At 41.6% G+C, this 22,444-nt stretch carries 22 protein-coding genes; 17 read left to right on the forward strand and 5 right to left on the reverse strand.

Going from position 1 to position 22,444, the window contains the following annotated elements:
• Window positions 1-765: 765 nt before the first annotated feature.
• A complete protein-coding gene (locus tag AAC155_RS03820) occupies window positions 766-903 on the forward strand; it encodes a hypothetical protein (protein WP_158536480.1) in 138 nt (45 codons plus the stop codon).
• Window positions 904-1,631: 728 nt separating this feature from the next.
• Window positions 1,632-1,838 carry a hypothetical protein gene (locus AAC155_RS03825; RefSeq protein ID WP_146748049.1) on the forward strand — a complete coding sequence of 69 codons (207 nt, stop codon included), beginning with the start codon at window positions 1,632-1,634 and terminating at the stop codon, window positions 1,836-1,838.
• 62 nt (window positions 1,839-1,900) lie between these two features.
• Here AAC155_RS03825 and AAC155_RS03830 read toward each other — a convergent pair whose 3' ends face one another.
• On the reverse strand, window positions 1,901-2,800 hold the full coding sequence (locus AAC155_RS03830) for a LysR family transcriptional regulator (protein WP_113041090.1): 900 nt from the start codon (window positions 2,798-2,800) through the stop codon (window positions 1,901-1,903).
• Window positions 2,801-3,428: 628 nt separating this feature from the next.
• Here AAC155_RS03830 and folE point away from each other — a divergent pair.
• The 7 genes from folE (at window position 3,429) to folK (ending at window position 10,859) form a co-directional block, all read left to right on the forward strand.
• A complete protein-coding gene (folE, locus tag AAC155_RS03835; protein ID WP_113041091.1) occupies window positions 3,429-4,133 on the forward strand; it encodes a GTP cyclohydrolase I in 705 nt (234 codons plus the stop codon).
• The gene (locus AAC155_RS03840) at window positions 4,130-4,714 is read left to right on the forward strand and encodes a 6-carboxytetrahydropterin synthase (RefSeq protein ID WP_011147014.1); all 585 of its coding nucleotides are present in this window, start codon (window positions 4,130-4,132) and stop codon (window positions 4,712-4,714) included. Before folE ends, AAC155_RS03840 begins: the two co-directional genes overlap by 4 nt.
• A gap of 34 nt (window positions 4,715-4,748) precedes the next feature.
• Entirely contained in the window at window positions 4,749-6,461 is a 1,713-nt protein-coding gene (locus tag AAC155_RS03845; RefSeq protein ID WP_229015643.1) for a dehydrogenase E1 component subunit alpha/beta, read from the forward strand.
• A gap of 23 nt (window positions 6,462-6,484) precedes the next feature.
• Window positions 6,485-8,062, forward strand: a complete 1,578-nt coding sequence (locus AAC155_RS03850; protein ID WP_262977855.1) for a condensation domain-containing protein — start codon at window positions 6,485-6,487, stop codon at window positions 8,060-8,062.
• Window positions 8,063-8,068: 6 nt separating this feature from the next.
• Complete coding sequence (locus AAC155_RS03855) at window positions 8,069-9,430, forward strand: tetratricopeptide repeat protein (RefSeq protein ID WP_113041093.1); 1,362 nt, start codon at window positions 8,069-8,071, stop codon at window positions 9,428-9,430.
• A 44-nt stretch (window positions 9,431-9,474) separates the two neighbouring features.
• Window positions 9,475-10,239 (forward strand): pteridine reductase, encoded by a 765-nt coding sequence (locus AAC155_RS03860; RefSeq protein WP_205068526.1) that lies wholly within the window; start codon window positions 9,475-9,477, stop codon window positions 10,237-10,239.
• A 77-nt stretch (window positions 10,240-10,316) separates the two neighbouring features.
• Window positions 10,317-10,859, forward strand: a complete 543-nt coding sequence (gene folK, locus AAC155_RS03865; protein ID WP_113041094.1) for a 2-amino-4-hydroxy-6-hydroxymethyldihydropteridine diphosphokinase — start codon at window positions 10,317-10,319, stop codon at window positions 10,857-10,859.
• A gap of 224 nt (window positions 10,860-11,083) precedes the next feature.
• Here folK and AAC155_RS03870 read toward each other — a convergent pair whose 3' ends face one another.
• The 3 genes from AAC155_RS03870 to icd all read right to left on the reverse strand — a co-directional run bounded on the left by AAC155_RS03870 (window position 11,084) and on the right by icd (window position 12,956).
• Window positions 11,084-11,458: a hypothetical protein gene (locus AAC155_RS03870; RefSeq protein ID WP_113041095.1), complete on the reverse strand. Its 375-nt coding sequence runs from the start codon at window positions 11,456-11,458 to the stop codon at window positions 11,084-11,086.
• Between the two features lie 3 nt (window positions 11,459-11,461).
• Entirely contained in the window at window positions 11,462-11,635 is a 174-nt protein-coding gene (locus AAC155_RS03875; protein WP_158536481.1) for a hypothetical protein, read from the reverse strand.
• Window positions 11,636-11,702: 67 nt separating this feature from the next.
• Window positions 11,703-12,956 carry an NADP-dependent isocitrate dehydrogenase gene (gene icd, locus AAC155_RS03880; protein WP_113041096.1) on the reverse strand — a complete coding sequence of 418 codons (1,254 nt, stop codon included), beginning with the start codon at window positions 12,954-12,956 and terminating at the stop codon, window positions 11,703-11,705.
• 139 nt (window positions 12,957-13,095) lie between these two features.
• Between icd and rluE the strand changes: the two genes are divergently transcribed.
• The 8 genes from rluE to AAC155_RS03920 all read left to right on the forward strand — a co-directional run bounded on the left by rluE (window position 13,096) and on the right by AAC155_RS03920 (window position 20,978).
• Entirely contained in the window at window positions 13,096-13,725 is a 630-nt protein-coding gene (rluE, locus tag AAC155_RS03885; RefSeq protein WP_113041097.1) for a 23S rRNA pseudouridine(2457) synthase RluE, read from the forward strand.
• Window positions 13,718-14,167, forward strand: coding sequence for an NUDIX domain-containing protein (locus tag AAC155_RS03890; protein ID WP_113041098.1), 450 nt, complete (start codon window positions 13,718-13,720; stop codon window positions 14,165-14,167). Before rluE ends, AAC155_RS03890 begins: the two co-directional genes overlap by 8 nt.
• An 84-nt stretch (window positions 14,168-14,251) precedes the next feature.
• Complete coding sequence (gene mnmA, locus AAC155_RS03895; RefSeq protein WP_113041099.1) at window positions 14,252-15,355, forward strand: tRNA 2-thiouridine(34) synthase MnmA; 1,104 nt, start codon at window positions 14,252-14,254, stop codon at window positions 15,353-15,355.
• A 2-nt stretch (window positions 15,356-15,357) separates the two neighbouring features.
• A complete protein-coding gene (gene hflD, locus AAC155_RS03900; protein WP_112894185.1) occupies window positions 15,358-15,984 on the forward strand; it encodes a high frequency lysogenization protein HflD in 627 nt (208 codons plus the stop codon).
• A gap of 23 nt (window positions 15,985-16,007) precedes the next feature.
• Window positions 16,008-17,378 (forward strand): adenylosuccinate lyase, encoded by a 1,371-nt coding sequence (gene purB / locus AAC155_RS03905; RefSeq protein ID WP_113041100.1) that lies wholly within the window; start codon window positions 16,008-16,010, stop codon window positions 17,376-17,378.
• A gap of 243 nt (window positions 17,379-17,621) precedes the next feature.
• Window positions 17,622-18,290 carry a two-component system response regulator PhoP gene (gene phoP / locus AAC155_RS03910; RefSeq protein ID WP_011147027.1) on the forward strand — a complete coding sequence of 223 codons (669 nt, stop codon included), beginning with the start codon at window positions 17,622-17,624 and terminating at the stop codon, window positions 18,288-18,290.
• Window positions 18,291-18,309: 19 nt separating this feature from the next.
• Window positions 18,310-19,773 carry a two-component system sensor histidine kinase PhoQ gene (phoQ, locus tag AAC155_RS03915; protein ID WP_113041131.1) on the forward strand — a complete coding sequence of 488 codons (1,464 nt, stop codon included), beginning with the start codon at window positions 18,310-18,312 and terminating at the stop codon, window positions 19,771-19,773.
• Window positions 19,774-19,856: 83 nt separating this feature from the next.
• Window positions 19,857-20,978, forward strand: a complete 1,122-nt coding sequence (locus AAC155_RS03920; protein ID WP_113041101.1) for a ribosomal protein uL16 3-hydroxylase — start codon at window positions 19,857-19,859, stop codon at window positions 20,976-20,978.
• Between the two features lie 178 nt (window positions 20,979-21,156).
• Here the strand turns inward: AAC155_RS03920 and pepT are convergent, their stop codons facing one another.
• A complete protein-coding gene (pepT, locus tag AAC155_RS03925) occupies window positions 21,157-22,422 on the reverse strand; it encodes a peptidase T (protein ID WP_113041102.1) in 1,266 nt (421 codons plus the stop codon).
• Window positions 22,423-22,444 lie beyond the last annotated feature (22 nt).

Raw genomic sequence — 22,444 nt, forward strand, 5'->3', positions numbered from 1 at the left:
GAAACCCGTTACTCTAGCCCTCACACAAGTAAAAGAAGTTCTACCAATGAACCGCTTGTTAATTAAATCAACAACCTATTAATATCAAGAAAAAAAATTCAAAAATAAGATATTGTGATTAATTTTGTGAGCAGATTATCAGCTTTAACAAAAAAATCATCATTAATTTAGGAAATTTCGCATAGTGACATTTATCACATAAAACATTAAAAATCAAAAAGATAAAAAAACTCTCTTATCGGATCACTATGAAATACCAACACATATACTCAATGTAGAAAATATCACCCCAATAAATAACATAACGAATAAACATCTCAACCTATATCTGACATTTATCTGTAGGCTTCCTCAATCACAAGAACAAATGATATTTTTCCCTCAGCTATTTGTGTTAAGTTATCATTAATATTAAAAAGTTTTTAACGAATGTTCACTACTTCTTTATTTGATTATAACGAATACATTTCCGCTTATTTATCTATTCTCTGAATATATTCAAATATATATCTAATCGTTCCCATTATTCTATTCTCTATAAGATGATTGTCTAATATTTCCACAATCGGATTAAAATAAAACAACAATAAAGCCGAGATAATAAGATCCTTTTTTACAAAAGATCGAACAGTACTTTGATTACCTGCCAGATAGACCAAACCTTTAACAAAATTTGTAGAAAATTTGCTGAATGAGCAACAGAATTCTAAGTAAAATCGGGTACACTGCAAACCCAAATCACACCTATACCCTATGGATTTCAAGATGCATCGCGACGGCAAGGGAAAAATCCCCTGGAGCATAGCGAACGATGTGACCGGAGTGACCAAGTGCAGCCAACAAAGAGGCAACTTGAAAAATAACGGGTATAAACATCAAAATCCTCTCAACACAGTGACATGATCAATCGCCATCTCATTAGACTATAAAAACAACAGGCTTACCCCAACGATACATAGTTAAAACCAACTTTTACTTTACATTATATTAACATTATGTTTTAATTACATTAAAATATTATTTTATATTAAAACTATATTGTGAAAAATATGAAAAAACTTCTCTCATATGCAACATAAAACTGGATCTTTTATTATCTACTGCTAATATTTTCATTTGTTATCTTTTACAAAAAAAATATGTTTATGAAGTTAATATTGTATAAATATCTCACTTTTATTCTAAATGCATAATTTAAACAATATACGTTGAGGTTATGAATGATGTTAAGAAGAAAAAGGAAGAATCCCACTGATAACAATTTACCTATAAGAGTCTATCGTGGGAGGTCTAAATATGAATATCACCCTCCATCAGGAGGTTCAATATCCATTTGTTGTTTAAGTTCACCATTATCTGTCGTTTGGGAGGAATATGAAAAAATTCTTAACAAGGAAAAACAATAACTAAATAATAATATTTCAAATATTATACAGTAATTACTTTATTTACAGTTATAAAACCAGCGGGAGAACAAACTCCCGTTAGCGGTTTTGCCTAAATATACCAATAATAAAGATTTTTACACGCTATTAAATTAACTATCCAGTTTTAACTTCTCATATCCCCTATGGATTTCAAGATGCATCGCGACGGCAAGGGAGCGAATCCCCGGAAGCATAGATAACTATGTGACTGGGGTGAGTGAGTGCAGCCAACAAAGAGGCAACTTGAAAGATAACGGGTATTATCGTTCATCAAACCAAACTAATCATCCAACGCCTTCTCAAGATAGAAATCTTAAGTCTCCTACTTTGGTTGGCATGAAAACTCTCATCGGATTATTGGAAAAAAATAGCCAAATATTTGCCATAAGTTCGCAATTCCTACCAATTTAGAAAATTGCGAATTACACTTTTAAGTACTAGCAGAGTTTTAAAGCCCTTTTCCCCTACCAGGATCAATAAACATTGTGGTACAAATTTCCAACCCTTTCTTTGAACCGTACAAGTTCTTCTGTTAACGGGGAGTCAAGCCTAAGCATATACGTCACCAGTTTAGGAATACCACCAGCGAATGGTCTTATAGCAACGTCGCCGTCGCCATGCCGAGCCAAGTTGATCTGTGACTCTCCTGCCACACCAATCCCATACCCGGCAGCCACTAAAGTTAACAAGAGATCAAAACTGGCAACCTTTTCGGAGATATATGGAACTAACTTTGCATTTTGGAATATAGACAGAACTTGTTTCAGAAATCCCTCGTGAGTTTCCTGACCACAGACAATCAGTGAATAGCGCAAAAATTCATTCAGCTGCAATTCTTTATATGCCAAAAGCGGATGCCTAGCGGGAATAACCGCCACCAACGAATCATACCAAGCCGGTATTGCGATGATGCCATCTCGCACTATCGTAGATTGAGCGAATCCCACATCAAAAAGGTTATCACGTAATCCATTCATGTGTTGAGCTAAAGGTACCTCGTGTAAACGAATATCCGTCTCCGGCTCGTCCTCACGACATTTTGCTAACAGCTCGGCTAATTTGGATGGTGTAACGCCATCAGATAACGCAATACGAAGCTGACTATGGAATCCGGCCGCAACCGCTTTCACACTATCACGAACCTGACCGAGTACTGAAAAGATGCGAGGAGTTTGCTCCAGTAAAATTTCCCCTGCACGTGTGAGCCGGGTATTCCTTGTAGTACGTACGAATAACATCGTACCAAGATCGTCTTCCAATTTTTTGATTATTCTTGATAACGGTGATTGTTCTATATGCAGGCGTTCCGCAGCTCTAGCAAAATGTAATTCTTCTGCTACTACTATAAAACACTGTAAATGTCGTAACTTCATATATATGTAACCTCAATCTTTCACTAAACAGACTTATGCCTATTCTTTCTAAACGCTTCTTTAATTTGAATTTGTTCTTTCAGATCATCTAAATACGTTCAGCTTTAATTGGTATTGTCCCGTAGGTTAGATCAGGGGTGACATCTCCCATTATTATAAATGCCAAATTACATAAAACCTCCTTTGAGTAAACATGAAATAACCGCTCAATAGTTAGCTATCTAGATACCCCTAAATTCATTAATTTATTTAATCAATATTTACCAAACTGTACGTCAATACATTTACAATAACAATAAATAAAGCTCACTCTTCCCTTAACTATACCCATTCCCTAGAAAGCCAATTATTAAATATTCATATAAAAAACCGAAAAAACGGCCAAACAGATCCGACTGAATGCACGATTTCACCAATAACTAAGTGGAACCAGAAAATAGGATACCAATATCAGCTTACCTGATTAAGACCTAAAAGGTCTTAAAGATGACTGCAAAGGACATGATACCCACCATTATTTTATTTAGAATTCAGATAGTAAGAAGTTAAATATCGATCCGTTAAATGGAAATATGCGTTTCTCCAAACGGATCATAATGAACCATTTAGTTACAATAACGAGGTGCCTATGCCGACGGTGGAACCAGGAGACTTGGAAGTTGCCACACATGGATTTGCCGATGGAATATCCATGCAATTAGCAAAAAAGCGCACATTACACGGACCCAATGAGGTTCTAACCAAAACAGAACTTAACCTTATTATAGATGAAGCTGCTATATCATTCGGAGAATTCCTGACTGCTCTTGGCGTTGACTGGAAAAATGATCCTAACTCAAAAGACACACCGAGACGTGTTGCAAAGGCTTATGTTCTTGACCTATGGAAAGGCCGATACAAACCAATGGGACCCATCACTACATTTCCGGCAGATAACTACGATGGCATTGTATTCGACGGCTGGATAGCGCTCGATTCCATGTGCTCTCACCATCATCAAGCAATCAGTGGCTATGTTCACGTTGCCTATATGCCAAGTCAATACGGGCGTGTTCTTGGCTTGTCAAAGTTAAATCGAATAGTCGAACATTTCGGCAGACGTGGGCTCATACAAGAACGGTTAACAGCAGCAATCCACAATGCTGTAAACCAAGTATGTGAAAGAAACCAAGGCGTCGCAGTATTAGTCGATGCATCGCATAATTGTGTACGTTGCAGAGGTGTACGCCACCAGAGAAGCCGTATGAAGACACAAATGTTTTCAGGTGCATTCGCTGAAGCTGATTCACCGGCAAAACAAGAGTTCTATGAATTGATTAGAGGTATTGCATGACAATTCAATATATTACTCGCAAAGGCTCTTTTGATTCCGCTCATCGCGTAATGAATGAAAGGGTCAAATGCTTCAATATCCACGGACACACTTATCTGTATGAACTTACTTTCTCATTTGAACAGATGCAACCAATTGGATACGCGATAGATTTCAAAGAGATAAAGCGCATAGGTGCCGCATGGATTGATGAGTTTCTGGATCACGCCTCAATTCTTAATCCCAAGGATGCAGACTTCATATCCGCTGTTCATGCTACACGCAGTAAATTCCGACTGATGAGCTTAAATCGTCATGGGGAGTACTGTAATCCAACAGTTGAGAATATTGCCAAAGAAATATTCCTCACTATGGAGGTTCTTTTTAATGAATGGGATAACCTAAAAATTCATCACATCAGACTCTATGAAACACCCAATTGTTTTACAGATTGCAATGCCGAGTCGATTCATGAAGAAGAACGCAGCGCATTTCTCAGTCAACGGTTTGAGGAACTCAAAGCTTATTCACAGGCAATGGGCCGGTTTGAATATGACTCAAGAAATGTTGTGACATCCGATTCTACTCATGAGCGCTTATAAAGTAATGAATCACGATGAATGAGGGTTGACGAATATGGACAGCGATATCTTACGGACATCTCTACTAATACGAGAAACGGAAGAAGCATTGTTACGTCTTTATTCCACTGGAGAGCTCCATGGAACAGTGCATACATGCATTGGGCAAGAGTTAACAGGCGCAATAGTATGCAAGTTTCTGAAAAAAAATGACTGGGTATTCTCCAATCATAGATGTCACGGCCACTTTCTTTCACGGACAGGCGATGTTACAGGACTGATCGCAGAGGTGATGGGAAAAGAAACCGGCGTGTGTGGAGGCCGTGGAGGAAGTCAACATCTATGCAAAGAGGGATTTTTTTCTAACGGGATTCAAGGCGGGATCTTACCGGTAGCAACCGGGGCAGCTTTCGCCAAGAAGTTACGCCATGATAATTCCATCTCAATAGCGTTTATCGGAGATGGCACTCTCGGAGAGGGTGTCGTATATGAAGTATTAAATATCGCAGCAAAGTGGGATCTACCACTATTGATCGTGTTAGAAAACAATCAATACGCACAATCTACTCATATATCAGAAACATTATCAGGCAGCATAAGCAAACGCGCACAGGCTTTTGGAATGAGATATGCGAAATCTGATGTTTGGAATTGGGAACATCTGATAGCTGAGACAGAAGAGCTGATAAATTATACTAGAAACCAAAGGCACCCCGCTTTTCTACAAATCGATGCTTACCGTCTCAAAGCTCACTCCAAAGGAGACGATCTAAGAAACATAGATGAAATCGAACACTTTAATACTATTGATCCCATCAATGTCATTCTGCGTGAGCATGCTGCTGAATTGGAGACAGAAGTCGCCGGAGTTCAAGAAAGAGTAAATGATGCAATAAGAAAGGCAAAACAGGCTCGCTCATCACCGTTTTACAGCGCTGAAACACAATTGCAATCGAGATCTTCCACATTTCATCCTCTACCCAGCCAAGGGTCTAAGATTCGGCTATCCCGTGCAATCAATAAGGCATTTTTGGAAATCATGGAACTGGATAAAAATATCCTGTTCATAGGAGAAGACGTGAAAGCGCCTTATGGCGGCGCATTTAAGATATCCGATGGCCTATCCGATAGCTTTCCCGGACAAGTCATAAATACCCCCATTTCCGAAAGCGCTATTGTCGGCATCGGATGTGGGCTCGCCATGCATGGATATTGTCCTTTTGTGGAAATCATGTTCGGCGACTTCTTGACTTTAGCGTTTGACCAAATATTGAATCACGCAGCCAAGTTCAGGGACATGTACAACGATCAGGTGAAAGTTCCATTAGTGATCCGGACACCAATGGGCGCTGGCCGCGGTTACGGACCTACCCATAGTCAAACTCTGGAAAAGCATTTCATGGGAATACCAGGTCTGACGATACTGGCAATTAACAATCTTATCGATCCGGCAATAGTCTATAAAACACTTGCAAAACAGGAGGAAGGTCCTGTCCTTCTTATTGAAAATAAAATCCTCTATACCAAGAGCATTCGAAATGCTCCATTGGGGTTCACAAGCTATGCCTCTGACGATCCATTCCCAGCGGTCGTTGTAAGCCCTCTGTCAACAAACGTCGACGTTGTAATCTTCGGTTATGGTGGGCTGAGCGATCTACTGGTGGATGTAGCAGAAGAACTTTTCGTAGAACACGATGTGATTGCTCAAGTTATCTGCCCACTCCAGATATATCCGAATACGCATATATCCTTTCCCCGACAAATTTAAAATTAGCTGACGATATCAGCAATATTTGGCAATCACAGCTTGAATGCCAAGTAGTGAATCCATCGGACAATTTCTTCAAACTCGGCGGTGACTCGATGAAGGCTGCCCACACGATATCGCAAGTCGCGGCTCATATTGCCGTTGCTGTACCTCTGCGATTGCTTTTCGAAAACCCCACCCTTCAAAAATTCACCCAGCAAATTATACAGTTGATTGATGAAACACCACAAAACATTGACGATCTTTTACCTGCGTCGCCGGATAACTACGCTACACTCTCTCTTCAACAAGAGAGATTACTCAAATTATGCGCTGATGGAGATCCCTCTGACTATAACCTTTTCCGCGCTTATCGGCTCACTGGTCATCTCGATAGAGAGGCATTAAGGCAAGCACTACATCACCTAACAAAACGACACGAAATCCTTCGTAGTCGATTCGATTGGACCACCGCTTCATTTATTGGGTACTTTGAAGAAGATGCCGATCTGCCAATTGAGATAATTGACCTTTCTGCAATAGCCAAAGAAGGTCAAGACGAACAATTGATGTCCGCCTTACAACGTAATTCACAATGTATCTGGAATGTAGGCGACTGGCTGTTTCACGTAAGCCTGATTCTTCTCAAAGCAGACGAGCAGGTTTTAACACTCTGTCTACATCACTTGATTGCAGATGGTGAGTCTATTCGAATTCTCGCTGCCGAATTATCAACTTTCTATGCCCATGCGTACGGTGACAAATCAGTCGCTTTGCCAAAAGATCTACAACGACAATATCGCCACTATGCTAACTGGCAACAACAATATATCCGTGATGTATCTGTAAAACGTCAAATAAGTTACTGGAAACATAAAATGGAAGGCGCACCTTCCCTACTCGCTCTCCCTATATGCAATCAATCAGAAATCTATCAAACAAGATGTTCCGCATCAGAAGTGTTTCAGATCCCACAAGAGATTGGTGTCCTTGAATTCAGCCGCCATATAGGAGCCACACCCTATACGATTCTTATGTCAGCTTGGGCAATTGTTCTTTCCCATTATTCATCCCAACAAGAAGTCGTTATTGGCACTGCGGCGGACAACAGACAACCGGAATATGGAAACAACCTCGGTTTCTTTGCAAACAATTGGGCTGCACGCATATTCGTTGAAGATACACAAGAATTCACATTACTGACTGAATCGATACGCCGAATCACTCTGGATGCAAAGGATAATATTGATTGGCCTTTCGGCACGATTGCCGATGCACTCGCGCCTCCTGAAAAACCCAAAGTACGATCACGCATCTTTCAGGTCATGTTAATCATGCTTCCCAACGCAAAATTGACCTTACGAAACATCGAGATCATACCCGTGAACTTAGATATAGGGCGTGGCAGAGAACCTTTTGACGGTACAGTTTTAGATATGACGCTATGGATATCTGTAGAGCATGAAAATATATGTGCAAAGCTAGTATATAACGTTGATCTCTTTCAAGAGAAAACAGTGAAATCCATAGTTCGATCATTCACAGCAGTCCTTCGGAAAGCATGCTCGGAGAGCAGTATTACGCTGCTTAAACTTAAAGATACTTGTGAAACCATTGAGTAATCAAGCATGATACCAGCACAAGAATTACACCGATTAGCACACGAAGCATTAAATCGTCAAGATTTCGAACACTGCGCCAAATATTGTTACACACAGCTCAAGGCTGCAAATGAACCGTATTGTCTGCAAGATGAAATCACTCTAGATTGTATTTATATGCTACTGTTTATACATGACATTTATAATCAACAATGCCATCTCCCTTTCACTGAGAAATGGACAAGACATGATCTATTCTCCTTGGCAGAAACTTATTATACTAAGAAAATATCACTTGATACGCATATTAAGCTGAAAGTTCTCAAAGGAAAGTACCTCGCCAATACAAAATCATCACAAGCAGCAATCTTGGCGATACAAGATGCAATCATTTTGGCTGAAAACAGTTGTACCCCCTATATCAAAGCCCTTGCATTAGCTGAATTAGGCCACAAAACCATGAAAATCAGCCTTAAGCACGGGAGAGAATTGATCCGGCAAGCCCACGATATCCTGCATCAAAGTCCAATAAGTCATGAACTGTCATTGGAAAACCAAAGGTATATCCATTTTATTTCTTCGATACATGGAGTTTGCGAGTTCGATTTTGGAAACTACGAAGCAGCTATGAAACATCTGTCCAGAGTTTACGAGTCAAGCCTGCACCTCGGCATCAAATTCGACATTTCCATCTTCTGCAACTACCTAGCACAAGTCCATATCAGTCTAGGAGATTATGAAACCGCTGAGTCGCTTCTACTCAGCAGCCTTGAATATTTCATCCCTGAGAAAACGCCACACGCATGGAATGCGAATAATCGTGCACTCCTTGGCAAGGTCTATATGGAGTGGGGAAAATATGACAAGGCACGTGAACACCTCATAACAGGGTGGAAAGAGAGCAGATTGGCTCGCAACTTACCTTTAATAACGCTTGTCAGAAATTACTATGCAGAATTTCTTTTACAACGAGAAAGTAGTCCGTCCAAACAAAATATCTCCTTGGCCGAAGAAATCTTGCAGGAAAATATCTCTGAAGCACACCAAGCAGGAATATATCGTAGCAAAATTCTTTCTTTATCGCTTATGGGACAAATTTCCCTCAGCCGAAATGACTTTGACGCTGCCAAAAAATATAGCCAATCTGCTATTGATATGCTCATTCGCATGGGATGGCTACCCGCTCTCCGTACACAGGAGATCTACATGAACCACTATACCGTAGCAATCAGCTGTGGAGATATGGAGCAGGAAAAATACTGGTTATCAGAAGCTTATAATGTGGTAATGAGTATAGCTCGTCGTATTCTTGATGATACCAGACGCCTTTCATTTTTGAATCGGGTAAAAATCAATGAAATGATTGTTCACAAATATATGGAAACTTAATTTATCTGTATTCGTGAGATCTACTTTAATGACGGAAAATCAATATGAAAAATGAACATTCTACATCAATGCGAAAGCGACGAGTTGCACTGATCACGGGGGCTGCCAGAAGATTAGGCGCTGTTATCGCAAAAACATTGCATGCTGAGGGATTCAATATAGTGGCACACTGTAATACATCCCAATTAGAGGCCAACGAACTCGTTCAGGAATTAAATTCGATACGAGCCCACTCTACAATATCCGTGCAAGCCGATTTGAGTGATTTACGCAATTGTGAACCCGTCATAAATGCAACAATAAGCGAATGGGGACAATTGGATATATTAGTCAATAATGCCTCAACCTATTACCCAACAGAAATTGGATCTGTTTCCCATAGCCAATGGAATGATTTGGTCGATATTAACCTAAAAATACCGTTTTTTCTGATCCAAACTGCCATGCCTTGGCTGCATCAGGTTCGTGGGAACATAGTCAATATTGTAGATATCAATGCTCAGCGTCCTCTAAAAGGATATCCTGTCTATTGTGCTGCAAAAGCGGGCCTTGCACTACTCACAGAAGCACTCGCTTTAGAGTTAGCCCCAAATATCCGGGTGAATGGCGTCGCTCCGGGAACTATCATGTGGCCTGAAAAGAGTAATAAATTGGATGATAGCGAAAAACTCACTACTTTGAAAAAAATCCCCCTTGGCCGAATTGGTGATGGCAAAGACATCGCTGAGGCGGTACGATTTCTTGCAATTTCAGAGTATGTTACAGGTCACATCATCAGGATCGATGGCGGTGCAATACTTTCCAGATAAAAATTCCACTCTAGCAACATACGGTTTCATGATGGAATAAGTGTCAGGTGATTTAATTTTTTGCGAGTAAATATGATATGAAGCACGAAAAAGTCATAGCAGCAGTGGCAATTGGAAGTAATCTTAGTCAGCCTTATTACAACTTGTTAGCAGCAGAAAATTATTTGCTGGCATTGAGGGAAAGTACAAACTTCCGATTTAGTCCGATATATAAAACAGCACCGATTGACAGTACAGGGGCGCCAGACTACTTGAATGCCGTTGTTGTCTTTGAGACATCGCTCCCACCGGTAGTTTTGCTCACCGAGTTGCTAAGTATTGAAACTCTCAACGGCAGGAAACGCTCGTTTGTCAATGCGCCTCGAACGCTGGATCTTGATTTACTCTTATACGGGGATAAGATTATATCTACGGAGAACCTGATTGTTCCTCATCCGAGGTTTCATAAGCGCTTCTTTGTTTTGACACCACTCAATGACTTATTACCTGAAACACAACATCCACTCCTTAAAGCATCGATTAATGAACTTGAGCAAAGATTGCAAACACTTTATGAAAAAGAAAAATACATATCTCATTTCGACCAAACATTTCGATCTGTTTCTACTAACATTCATTAGAAAAGGGGCAAAAACAACACATTGTTATCAATCAAATTTCTGTGTATTAACATAAATGATTCATAAATATGGTTTCATCATAATTGGTTATTAGAGCAAAGAAATTCAACACAGCTCAGACCGTTTCAGTGTGAGCTGGAAAACACCTTAGCAAAAGGCAATGAAAAAGGGAGGAAATAATGGATAGAAGAATGAGTTAGCAGTAACTTGCAAGAGGTTGCAAGTTACTGGATAACAGCCGCCGCCTTAAAAATATATTCTTTGAATAGCAACGCCAGCGCCGCAGCAACAATAAACCATTGAAGTCGATCAAATTTACCTTCAAGTTTATCAAAACGTTTATCTATGGATTCAATACGCTTATCCATAACATCGAAGCGTTTATCAATAGATTCAAAGCGTCTATCTATTAATTCGAATTGCTTATCAATAGATTCAAAGCGTTTATCAAGTGATGCAAAGTTAACTTCGGTCTCACGGCGCAGATTATCAACATTTTCCTGAGTTGCAAGATGTTGCATATTCTGCCCTCGATGTAAGAGAGCATTCAGTACATCACTCGTGTTAAACTCTATTTTTTTATCATCTGAGCCACTCATTTTTTACTCCCTTTCCCTATTAGACAGAACGAATATTAATCTCAGTATATACCTGTTATCTTTCAAGTTGCCTCTTTGTTGGCTGCACTCGCTCACCCCGGTCACATAGTTACCTATGCTCCCGGGGATTCTCTCCCTTGCCGTCGCGATGCATCTTGAAATCCATAGGGTATACACTCACTGGCAAAATTTAGAAAACCCCACGGAAGCATTAACTACCGTGAAGCTTTCGTAAGATGACAGATTACATATGCTGAATAATCGCGTCACCAAATTCACTGCATTTCAGCAGCTTAGCGCCTTCCATCAGACGTTCGAAATCATAAGTCACGGTCTTCGCCGCGATCGCGCCTTCCATACCTTTCACGATCAGATCTGCGGCTTCTGTCCACCCCATGTGACGCAGCATCATTTCAGCGGAAAGAATCACAGAACCTGGATTCACCTTATCCTGACCGGCATATTTAGGTGCTGTACCATGAGTCGCTTCAAACAGAGCACATTCATCACCGATGTTTGCTCCCGGAGCGATACCAATACCACCAACCTGAGCAGCTAGTGCATCAGAAATATAGTCACCATTCAGGTTCATACAGGCGATAACATCATATTCAGCAGGGCGCAACAGAATCTGTTGTAAAAACGCATCTGCGATGACATCTTTGACAATGATCTCTTTACCGTTTTTCGGATTCTTAATTTTCACCCAAGGACCGCCATCCAACAGTTCACCGCCGAACTCTTCACGAGCAAGCTGATAACCCCAGTCTTTGAAAGCACCTTCGGTGAACTTCATAATGTTGCCTTTGTGAACCAGAGTGACAGATTCACGGTCATTATCAATTGCGTATTCGATGGCAGCACGAACTAAGCGTTTAGTGCCCTCTTCAGAACAGGGTTTCACACCGATACCACATTGCTGTGGGAAACGGATTTTATTTACGCCCATCTCTTCTTGCAGGAATTTGATCACTTTATCCGCTTCGGCAGACCCCGCTTTCCATTCAATACCGGCGTAAATATCTTCCGCGTTTTCACGGAAAATAACCATATCGGTCAATTCAGGTTGTTTGACCGGGCTTGGCGTTCCCTGGTAATAACGAATAGGACGAAGGCAAACATACAGATCTAATTGCTGGCGCAATGCTACGTTCAGAGAACGAATACCGCCACCAACCGGCGTCGTCAGAGGACCTTTAATGGCGACGCGATATTCACGGATCAGATCCAACGTTTCATCCGGCAACCAAACATCTTTACCGTATACATGAGTCGATTTTTCACCGGTGTAGATTTCCATCCAGGAAATTTTACGCTCACCCTGATAGGCTTTCTGAACCGCTGCATCAACAACTTTCAACATTGCAGGGGTAACATCGACACCAATCCCATCCCCTTCGATATAAGGGATGACCGGGTTATTCGGAACAACCAGTTTACCTTTAGCGTCGACTGTTATTTTTTTACCTTCCGCCGGAATAACTACTTTGCTTTCCATTAACCTCTCCTTTCAAGTAAGCGTAATACCTTGTTAATTTTTTGTAAGGGACGTGTCAATACTACTTGAATATTCTGCGAACGCCAATTGATAGCAGACTAATGTATAATACCCCTTCCATTTTATTCAGTGATCTATAATGACAAATTTCGCTATTAAAAAACACAAACTTAACCGATTCAGCCAAAGAAAAATATCGCATTCTGTCAAAAAACCAACAGTACCTCGTCGAGTGTTGATATTTAACAAACCCTATGATGTTTTACCCCAATTCACTGATGAAATGGGCAGAACAACGTTAAAAGATTTTATCCCGTTCCCTAATGTGTATGCTGCCGGGCGTTTAGATCGTGACAGTGAAGGATTATTAATTCTGACGAATGACGGTAAACTTCAAGCACAGCTAACCCAACCGAATAAAAAAACAGCCAAAGTTTATTATGTGCAAGTTGAAGGCGTTCCAGATGAAATCTCTCTCGATAAGTTACGCAATGGCATCATATTAAAAGATGGGCCTACCCTACCCGCAGGTGTCGAGTTAGTTCATGAACCGACATGGCTTTGGAATCGCCATCCACCGATTCGTGAACGTAAAAATATTCCGGTAAGCTGGTTAAAAATAACACTTTATGAAGGCCGAAATCGTCAAGTGCGCAGAATGACAGCACATATCGGTTTTCCTACACTTCGGCTGATTCGTTTTAGTATGGGAAACTTACAATTAGGCAAGATGAAACCCGGAGAATGGAAGGAGATCAATTTTGTTTAGCCCCCACATCACAGTTGCCTGTGTTGTCCATGCCCAGAATAAATTCCTGGTAGTTGAAGAGACAATTAATGGCAAAGCAGTATGGAATCAACCCGCTGGTCATCTTGAAGCGGGTGAAACATTGTTACAAGCGGCGGAACGCGAATTATGGGAAGAAGCCGGTATTCAGGCTAAGCCGCAAGCACTGCTGAAAGTTCATCAGTGGGTTGCACCAGACGGCACCCCCTTTATCCGTTTTCTGTTTCTGGTTGAAATGGAACAACAAACCGTAACCCATCCACAAGACCATGATATTGACAGTTGCCATTGGGTTACAGCAGAGCAAATATTCAGTAGCCATTATCTTCGTTCTCCACTCGTCGCAGAAAGTATTCGCTGTTACCTGCAAAACGAAAAGCATCCTGTCACCCTACTGGATAGTTATGTTTCTCCGTTTATTTAATAACAAAACAGTGATACGTTTGATGCACCCCGATTTGCAACGTGTTAAAGTACGGCGCTTGTTTTTTTCTCCAGTGAGATTCCCATGTCAGATAACAGCCAGAAAAAAGTCATTGTCGGCATGTCCGGCGGTGTAGATTCCTCCGTTTCCGCCTATTTGCTACAACAGCAAGGTTATCAAGTGGCTGGCTTGTTCATGAAGAATTGGGAAGAAGATGATGATGAAGAGTACTGTTCAGCCGCGACTGATCTGGCTGATGCCCAATCCGTTTGCGATAAGTTGGGCATCGAACTTCATACCGTCAACTTTGCTGCCGAATATTGGGATAATGTTTTCGAACATTTTCTTTCTGAATATAGAGCAGGCAGAACACCTAACCCAGATATTCTATGTAACAAAGAAATTAAGTTTAAAGCATTTCTGGAATTTGCTGCTGAGGATTTAGGCGCGGATTATATCGCAACAGGTCATTATGTTCGCCGCAGAGATATTAACGGTAAAAACCAATTATTACGTGGGCTAGATAACAATAAAGACCAAAGCTACTTCTTATACACGTTGAGCCACCAGCAAATTGCTCAAAGCCTATTTCCGGTCGGTGAACTGGAAAAACCGGAGGTCCGTCGTATTGCTGAAAAAATTGGTCTGGTGACGGCAAAGAAAAAAGATTCCACCGGTATCTGTTTTATTGGCGAGCGCAAATTCCGTGACTTCCTTGGCCGTTATTTACCAGCCAAACCAGGCCCGATTATGACAGTAGATGGAGAATCCCTTGGTGAACATCAGGGGCTGATGTACCACACGCTGGGTCAACGTAAAGGTCTGGGAATCGGTGGAACGAAAGAAGGCAGCGAAGAGCCGTGGTATGTCATAGATAAAGACGTTCAGAACAACATCCTGATCGTGGCACAGGGGCATGAACACCCCCGTTTAATGTCTACCGGCCTTATTGCTCAGCAACTTCACTGGGTTGACAGACAGACATTAACTGAAGAAATCCATTGCGTCGTCAAAACACGTTATCGTCAGCAAGATATTCCTTGCACTGTCACCCCCATAAACGAAGATAAAATAGAAGTCCGTTTTGCTAACCCTGTCGCCGCAGTCACCCCCGGCCAATCAGCCGTCTTTTATCAGGGTGAAATTTGTCTTGGCGGTGGAGTGATCGAACAACGTTTGCAGGAGTAATTGTGGCAAAGAATTATTACAACATTACACTAGCGCTGGCGGGAATTTGCCAGTCAGGTCGCTTGGTACAACAACTTTCTCATGAAAACCAGTGTGATACTGATGCTGTTGCCACTATGGTTAATAGCATTTTAAACACCAACCCGGCATCTGTTTTAGATGTGTTCGGCAATCATGAACGCAATCTGAAAATTGGTCTGAACGCAATGCTAGGGATGTTTAATAGCTCTAACAATGGTATTTCTGCCGATCTCACCCGCTATATCTTGAGTCTGATAGCATTGGAGCGCCGGCTAATTAAAAATCAGGCAGCTTCCGATGCATTGGGTAACCGTATCAGTTTACTAGAACGTCAACAGGCATATTTCGAACCCATGTCAGAAGGGATGTTCAATGCGCTGGCCGGTATTTATGTCGATGTTATCAGCCCATTAGGCCCACGAATCCAAGTAACTGGTTCCCCTGATATTCTGCGCAATCCACTTGTACAAGCGAAAGTCCGGGCTATTCTACTGGCTGGCGTCCGTTGTGCGGTCTTATGGCAACAAGTTGGCGGTGGTCGCTTGCAATTAATGTTTTCTCGTCAACGCCTGATCCAACAGGCGAAAGATATTCTTTCTCATTGTTAAATAAAATCCGGGAGTTGCTACCAATGGAATTATCCTCACTGACTGCTGTTTCTCCAATCGATGGCCGTTACGGCGATAAAGTCAGCGCATTACGTACCATTTTTAGTGAGTTTGGCTTACTGAAATTCCGCGTGCAGGTTGAAGTACGTTGGCTGCAAAAACTGGCAGAATGTGCTGAAATTAAAGAAGTTCCCGCTTTTGATACAGACGCAAACGCTTACCTGAATGAAATTATCGCAAATTTCAATGAGCAGGATGCAATGCGTATTAAAACTATCGAACGCACCACTAATCACGATGTCAAAGCAGTGGAATATTTTCTGAAAGAGAAAGTTGCGCATGTTCCTGCACTACATCAAGTTTCTGAGTTTATTCACTTTGCCTGTACTTCTGAAGATATTAACAATCTAGCTTATGCGCTGATGCTACAAACAGCCCGTGAAGAGGTACTTTTACCCCAATGGCGCCAGATGATTGATACCATCAAAAAAATGGCGAGTGAATATCGAGACTTACCCCTGTTATCTCGCACTCACGGCCAACCCGCCACACCTTCCACGGTTGGTAAAGAGTTTGCCAATGTTGCTCATCGAATGGAACGCCAGTATCGTCAACTGGAACAAGCCGAAATACTCGGCAAAATTAATGGCGCCGTGGGTAACTATAATGCCCATATAGCCGCTTACCCACAGGTTGATTGGCATCAGTTTAGTGAAACTTTTGTGACTTCACTTGGCATCACATGGAATCCATACACGACCCAAATCGAACCCCATGATTATATTGCTGAATTGTTCGATACCATCGCCCGTTTCAACACGATTCTGATCGATTTTGACCGTGACATTTGGGGTTACATCGCACTTAACCATTTCAAACAGAAAACGGTTGCCGGTGAAATCGGTTCTTCCACTATGCCACACAAAGTCAATCCAATTGATTTTGAAAACTCGGAAGGCAATTTGGGGCTGGCAAATGCGGTATTTAGTCATCTGGCAAGCAAGTTACCGATTTCCCGTTGGCAACGAGATCTGACTGATTCAACCGTATTACGCAACCTTGGTGTTGGCCTGGGATATGCTCTGATCGCTTATCAAGCTACGATGAAAGGCTTAAATAAGTTAGAAGTCAATGAGCAACACCTACTGGATGAGCTAGATCAAAACTGGGAAGTGCTTGCTGAACCTATCCAGACAGTAATGCGTCGCTATGGTATCGAAAAGCCTTATGAAAAACTCAAAGAACTTACCCGTGGCAAACGCGTCGATGGTGAAGGAATGAAAACCTTTATCGATGGGCTGGATTTACCGGAAGAAGAGAAAATACGACTGAAAGCCATGACGCCGGCAAATTATATTGGCCGTGCAATTACACTGGTTGATGAATTGAAGTAGTTGATATTCAACAGACGGATAAAACATCCGTCTGTTGCTATCCTTATATAAACCAATCCCAAACATACTTTAAAGTTATATTCTCTATTTCCACTTAACGTCTTGCTGTTACAGATCCATGTATCTAACATATTCAGCCAGAACCATGACATTGAATTTTTTACCGGCAGTTTTGTCTATATAACAATCCAAATGAATTGATTATTACAATAACTGCCTGCTGGAGTTGAGAAGGATTATTCCATGCGGATATTGATCGTTGAAGACAACATGTTACTGCGTCACCATTTAACGGTACAGCTTCGCGACACCGGTCATCTAGTTGATGCCGCTGCAAACGCCAAAGAAGCCGATTACTATCTGGTCGAGAGCGAACCCGATATTGCCATTGTTGATCTTGGTTTGCCCGGAGAAGATGGTTTGAGTTTGATCCGTCGCTGGCGCCAAAAAGATGAAAAACTCCCCATTCTTGTTTTGACCGCCCGCGAAAGCTGGCAAGAAAAAGTCACGGTTCTTGATGCAGGAGCAGATGATTATGTTACCAAGCCCTTTCATCTTGAGGAAATTATTGCCCGTATGCAGGCACTCCTACGCCGTAATAATGGGCTGGTTTCTCAGATTATTGAATTCCCACCTTTCAAAATTGATCTGTCACGCAAGGAATTTACAGTTTACGGAGAGAGCGTCAAACTAACGGCGTTTGAATACCGAATCATTGAAATACTGATGTGTAATAGCGACAAAGTTGTCACTAAAGAGTCATTAATGCGCCAATTATATCCCGATGCTGAACTACGCGAAGGTCACTCCATCGATGTCTTAATCGGCCGACTAAGAAAAAAAATATTAGATATTTGGCCTTATGAAGCTATCGTGACTGTCCGGGGCCAAGGCTATCGCTTTGATGTGTAAAACTTTCATGGGTAAAAAAGTGCTTAAGCACAAAAAGCAGCCTTTCTCACTCCGTACCCGGTTTTTAATGGCAACGGCTGCGGTTATTCTTGCTCTTACCATGTCTTACGGTATTGTTGCCATTGTCGGTTACCTGGTCAGTTTTGATAAAACCGCTTATACACTGCTACGCAGTCAGAGTAATCTATTTTTCAGCCTTGCTCAGTGGAATAACAATCAGCTGGATATTTCAGTCCCCCCCAATTTCACACTGAATAACCCATCATTGGTTCTGATTTATAACAACAAAGGTACCATCCTCTGGCGTCAACACCATATCCCAAAAGTCGAAAACTCTATTCCTAGTGAATGGTTAAAAGAAGACGGTTTATATGAACTGGATACTGATCTAAAAAGCAGCCGGGATTTGCTAAAAAACTCGGCTAACACACAAGGACAATTAGGTAAACTTAATTCACTTGACGAAAATGAAGATAATGAGCTAACTCACTCCGTTTCTGTCAACAGATATAGTGCGACAGCTCATTTGCCAGCGTTGACGATTGTAGTCATTGATACCATTCCACAGGATTTACAAAAAACGGTTCTGGTGTGGGAATGGTTCGGTTATGTATTGATTGCCAATCTTATTCTGGTTATCCCATTAATCTGGCTGGCAGCACACTGGAGTTTACGGCCAATTAAATCGCTTATTCATCAGATCAGTTCATTAGAAAAAGGTGAACGGGAAAAACTGGATGAAAATCCACCGACAGAGCTGCGGGGGCTAGTTCGTAACCTTAATGTGTTGCTCAATAATGAACGCAATCGCTATACAAAATACCGAACAACACTGGCTGATCTGACACACAGCTTGAAAACGCCACTGGCTGTTTTACAATCAACTCTCCGTTCTTTGCGTGACAGCAAACAAATGACTATTCAACAGGCAGAACCCATCATGCTTGAGCAAATTGGCCGTATTTCTCAGCAGATAGGCTATTATCTGCATCGTGCCAGTATGCGCAGTGAACACAGCACTATTATGCGGAAAGTCTCTTCTGTTCCTGCTTTACTAGATAGCCTGTGCAGCGCTTTAACAAAAGTTTATCAGCGTAAAGGTGTCAGTCTCACGTTAGATGTCTCACCGGAAATCACCTGGCTTGGTGAGAAAAATGACTTTATGGAAGTCATGGGTAATGTGCTGGAAAACGCTTGTAAGTACTGCCTTAAATTTGTTGAGATCTCTGTGGCGATTGATCACGATTCGGTAATGATTATTGTCGATGACGATGGTCCAGGGGTGCCAATTGAAAAATGGGACATGATTTTCCAGCGAGGTCAACGTGTTGATACTTTAAAGCCTGGTCAAGGGCTTGGATTGTCAATTGCTTCTGAAATTATCGAACAATATAAAGGCGATATCAGTATCAGTGACAGTCCACTTGGTGGTGCCAGAATTTGCGTTATGTTCCGATGCCAGCAAATTAATGACGATGATTAGTTAAATATGCCAGTGTAGTCTGATACTGAGTTTAACTATTCGTTATAATACCCTGAAATTCACTTCACACTCAGGATGTCACTATGGACTATCAGTTGAATCTGGACTGGCAGGCATTTTTGCATAATCATTGGCAAAAACGGCCTTTACTGATTAAACAAGGCTTCCGTCAATTCATTGATCCCCTTACTCCCGATGAACTCGCGGGGCTGGCTATGGAAAATGAAGTTGACTGCCGTCTGGTCAGCCAGAAAAATGGCCGTTGGGATGTCTCTCATGGTCCATTCGAAAGTTACGATCATTTAGGTGAAAAAGAGTGGTCACTGCTGGTACAAGCGGTTAATCACTGGCACCATCCTTCCGCCGCATTAATGCAACCATTCCGCGTATTATCTGACTGGCGGATAGATGATCTGATGGTCTCCTTCTCCGTTCCCGGTGGTGGTGTTGGTCCGCATCTAGATCAATACGATGTGTTTATCATTCAAGGAATGGGCCGCCGTCGCTGGCGCGTTGGGGAAAAGCTACCAATGGAACAACGCTGCCCTCACCCCGATCTATTACAGGTCGATCCCTTTAATGCCGTTATTGACGAAGAGATGGAACCAGGTGATATTCTCTATATCCCACCAGGATTTCCTCATGAAGGTTATTCCATCGAAGATTCACTAAATTATTCAGTTGGTTTCCGCGCCCCCAATTCCCGTGAACTGTTCAGTAGCTTCGCCGATTATGTACTGGCTAGTGATTTAGGCAGCTATCGTTATAGCGATCCCGATCTGACTTTCCGCGAAAATCCGGCGCTGGTCCAACCGCATGAACTATCAGCGCTACACACCATGATGAACGAGTTATTAGCACAGCCTGACACTTTCCAGCAATGGTTTGGTGAATTCATCTCTCAGTCACGGCATGAACTTGATATTGCTCCACCAGAGCCACCTTATGAAAGTGATGAAATTTATGAATTAATGAAACAAGGTGAAAATCTCCACCGCCTTAACGGATTACGGGTTATCAGGGTTGGTGATCAATGCTTTGTTAACGGTGAATTAATAGATACACCTCATATTAAAGCGGCTGATGTTCTTTGCTGCCATTATCAAATTAATGCAGAAATGCTTGGTGAAGCGATAGATGATGTTCGTTTTATCAGACTGCTCACTGCATTGGTCAATAGTGGTTACTGGTACTTTAATGATTGATACCTCACCTCAAGAGGTTAATTTCAATAAGGTTGATTTTCTCCCCACTAAATCACAAGTGATTATAGTGGGGGGTTCTTAAGTTCGCTTCGCTCTCAATTAGCATTCAGGAAGGAGAATTCCGCACAGTTTGTTAAGAACTTGTCGTGCCAGGATTTGCCGTTAATATCCGATCAAATTAACTAGTGCTGCAAAACGCCTGACTCATTTCCGACTTTTTAGACAACAGTGCGGTTAATTCAGCAATACGCATGACAACACTTACAGCCTGCTCCATTCCTTCCAACGAAACAAATTCATGTTTGCCATGATAATTATACCCCCCCATGAATATATTCGGGCAAGGTAAACCACGAAACGACAATTGTGCGCCATGAGTACCACCACGAATCGGTTTAATAACGGGTTCAATATTACAATCCAGCATTGCCTGTTTGGCAATCTCAATAACATGCGGATATTTGATAACTTCATCATGCATATTGTAATAATTGTCATCGATAGTCAGTTCGATATAACAACCAGGATGCAGCCCCTCACCGGCTTTTTCAGCAATTTTAATCATCTTCTTTTTACGTTCTTCGAAGTTATTCCGATCAAAATCACGAATGATATAGTGCATTTCAGCACACTCAACCGTGCCTTTAATACGTTGCAAATGATAGAAACCTTCATATCCATCGGTATGCTCCGGTGTCTCTTCCGATGGCAATGCTTGATGGATATGGATCGCCAGTGATAAAGCATTGATCATCACATTTTTAGCACTACCAGAGTGAACATTATTACCAACAATCTTAACGGTTACTACCGCTGCATTGAAATTTTCAAATGCCAGTTCACCTACACCACCACCATCTACGGTGTATGCCCACTCAGCATCAAATGAATTAATATCAAAATAGCGTGCTCCTTTACCTATCTCCTCATCAGGTGTAAACGCAATTCGAATATCACCATGTAAGATATTGCTATTTTTCAGACGAACCATTGCAGTAATGATTTCTGCAATACCCGCTTTATCATCAGCACCAAGCAGCGTTTTACCATCGGTGGTAATCAATGTTTTCCCCAACATATTATGCAAGATAGGAAACATAACCGGCGATAACACTTCATTACCCGCACCCAGAGCAATTTCACCACCTTGATAATTTTCCAACATTTGTGGACTTATATTTTTTCCAGAAAAATCAGGTGAAGTATCAAGGTGAGCAATAAAACCGATAACAGGTACAGGCCAAGATGTATTGGCAGGTAATGTTGCCATAACACAGCCATGAGCATCCTGTACCACATTAGAAAAACCTAATTCGATCAACTCCTGTTTCAGCGCTTTGGCGAGTTCGAGCTGCCCATGACTACTGGGAATCGTCTTTGCTGACGGCTTTGACTGAGTATCAAAAGATATGTATTTAAAAAAACGTTCTAGTAATCTGTCCATTATTCTCTTCCCCCAGGGATTT

The sequence above is a fragment of the Photorhabdus sp. HUG-39 genome (assembly GCF_963878365.1).
Classification (GTDB): Bacteria; Pseudomonadota; Gammaproteobacteria; order Enterobacterales; family Enterobacteriaceae; genus Photorhabdus; species Photorhabdus kayaii.